Annotated in this window: 2 protein-coding genes and 1 pseudogene; all 3 read right to left on the reverse strand. The window is 67.9% G+C overall.

The window, feature by feature from the left end; translation table 11 throughout:
* Window positions 1–185, reverse strand: a pseudogene (locus EN906_RS30935) (flagellar hook-length control protein FliK); the annotation flags it as partial.
* Window positions 182–1,561 carry a chemotaxis protein MotC gene (locus EN906_RS30940; RefSeq protein WP_127273553.1) on the reverse strand — a complete coding sequence of 460 codons (1,380 nt, stop codon included), beginning with the start codon at window positions 1,559–1,561 and terminating at the stop codon, window positions 182–184. The gene EN906_RS30940 and the pseudogene EN906_RS30935, both read right to left, overlap by 4 nt.
* The coding region (locus EN906_RS30945) for an OmpA family protein (protein WP_127375639.1) at window positions 1,558–2,442 on the reverse strand (885 nt) is incomplete at its 5' end. The genes EN906_RS30940 and EN906_RS30945, both read right to left, overlap by 4 nt.

The following is a 2,442-nucleotide window of genomic DNA, read 5'->3' on the forward strand; positions in this document are numbered from 1 at the left end:
CTCCAGCACTGGTCGCGCGATCCCGCCTCTGTCGACGGCTGCCGTTCCGGGCGGGCAGCACCGGCATCGTCGCGCAGCATCTTGCCGAAGCCGGCGTCATCGTTCCTGCCGTTCGCGGCCGGCTGCTCCGACGTCGCGCGCGTGGAGGCAAATCCTGGCAAGGCCGAGCCGAGGCTGGTGGTCATTTGGGGGCGGCTCCAAGCATCTGGTCGATCAGGTCGAGCTGTCGACGTGTTCTGGTCATGGCGGCGTCGGTCGGATCGGCGGGCTCTGGGCCGGCTGCGGGTGACGGTGCCGACGCCGGCATGACAGTCGCAGGGTCGGGGGATGCCGCTGCTGCCGTGTCCGGCGCATTGGCGGCTGGTCCGCTGGAGGCCGCGGTGACGGCGGGTTGCTCCGAGATGGCGCCTTCGACCGGTGGCAGGCCACTGTCATCGGCGCCTTGCGCCGTGGCGATCTCGGGCACCGGCTGCGCGGCGGCGGCAGGAACTGGGGCAGGCTTTTCCGCCGGAAGGGCGGTGGGCGGCGCGACGACCTCGCCGGCAATGGCCTGCGCGGCGTCGAGCAAAGCGCGGTCGCCCTCCGACAGCCGGCTGCGGTCGATCTTGCCGAGCTTGGCACGAACGTCCTCGATTGTCCCCGAGGTGACGGTGGAAAGGCTGGCATAGAGCAGGGCGCGTGGATCGTCCTGATTGGTGTTGCCGTCGCGGCCCTGTTCCGCCCGCGCCGAAGCGAAGGCCGACAAGTCGTTCAGGCCGTCTATCGCGGCCCGGCGGGCGATGCGCAGATAGATCACCTTCTCGCGCTCGGGATCCATCATCGAGGTGATGTCGCCCAGCTTGTCCTGGCTGATCGACATGTGCAGCGCGATGACGCCGGAGACGAAGGAGTCGGCGAACTGGCTGGCATAGGGCGAATAGAGGTAGCGCTCGACATATTGGGTGGAAGCAAGGGCGAAGCGTGCCGCGTCGCCTTGCGCGACTGCAAGGCCGACCGAACGGCGAAGTGCCGCTTCCTCGACCAGCGTGCCGGGGCTGAGCAATCTTGCCTCGTCGAGCAGACGGAGTGCGGTCGCCGGCTGATCACCGGCAAGCAGTGAGCCTTTGACCAAAGCGAGGAAGGCGCCGAGATCCGGAGGCAGCGCCATGGGATCGATCGGCCTCAAGGCTTCGATAGCCTCGCCGGGCCGGCCGTTGAGGTAATCAATCACGCCTTTGGCGATGGCAAGGCTTTGCGGATCCGTCGTAGCGCGCGACGTGGCCGCTTCGACGGTCACCGGGTTGCCGCCGCTCATGCCGTAGACAAGCAGGGCTCGAAAGTTCTTGGGATCCTTGTAGTCCTCGGCATTCGCCGCCCGCAGGCGCGCATCCGCCATCTCCAGCAGCTTGGCTTGCATCGGCAAGGCGGCATGATCGCCGGCGGCTATGCGGTCCTGGATGAGTTGCAGCGAGCGCACCAGCTGATACGGCTGCAGCGCGTCCTGGGCGAAACCGGCCGACGGGTGTCCGCCGGCCAGCAGCAACAAACCAATCAACCGGCGGGTGACGGCCGCTCGCTTCATCCGCCGGTCGCCATCAGGATCTCGATGCGACGGTTCGCGGCCGCCAATGGATCGGCTGCTATTTTCGGCTGGCGGTCGGCGAAGCCGGCGACCTCGGTGATGCGGCGTTCGTCGACGCCGCCGCGCACGAGCATGTAGTAGGCGGAATGCGCGCGCGCCGTCGACAGCCGCCAATTGTCGTAGCTGTCGCCGCGGAACGGCCGGGCATCGGTGTGGCCGTTGATGCTGATGGTGCCCTTCTGGCTGTTGACGATGCGGCCGATCTTCTCCATCGCCAGCACCAGTTCGCGTCTCGGCAATGCCGAGCCGACCTCGAACATGCCGAAGTCGAGCTGATCGGTGATCGAGATGACGATCCCCTTGTCGGTGGCTTCGACCGAGACGCCGTCGTGCAGCTTGTCGCCGGGCTTGAAGGCATCGGCCAGCTGCCGCTTGACGTCGGCAGCTGCCTTGACGGCAGCCGCGGTTGGCGCCTTTTCGCCGATGTCGGGCTTGGCGGCCTTTTGCGCCTCAGGCTCTGCCTTGGCTGCGTCGGCGACCGTGGTGCCGTCCGGTTTGGTCTCGCCGGCCATTGCCGTGGCAGGGTTCGCGGCCTGCTTGCCGGTCGCGTCCTTGGCCAGCGGCTCAAGCGGTGCGGCCGCGACAGGCGGCACGGCTTTGACTTTGAGCACTTTCGTTTCGGCGGTCTTGTCGCCGGGCTTGGCCGGATCGCCCTCGATCTTCGTGCGCTCGGCGCTGGCTTCGGCGCCGGGCGCCGCTACCTGCTGCGACCAGAAATCCGGCTCGAAGGGATCGCGGTAGGAGGCGCCACCGGAGGCGCCGGTAGCCGGGCCGGCAGCCTGCACGCCGCCGTCGCCTTTCTGGCTGACATTCTGCATGAC

Origin of the sequence: Mesorhizobium sp. M7A.F.Ca.CA.004.06.1.1, from assembly GCF_003999135.1 — a bacterium.
Taxonomy (GTDB): domain Bacteria; phylum Pseudomonadota; class Alphaproteobacteria; order Rhizobiales; family Rhizobiaceae; genus Mesorhizobium.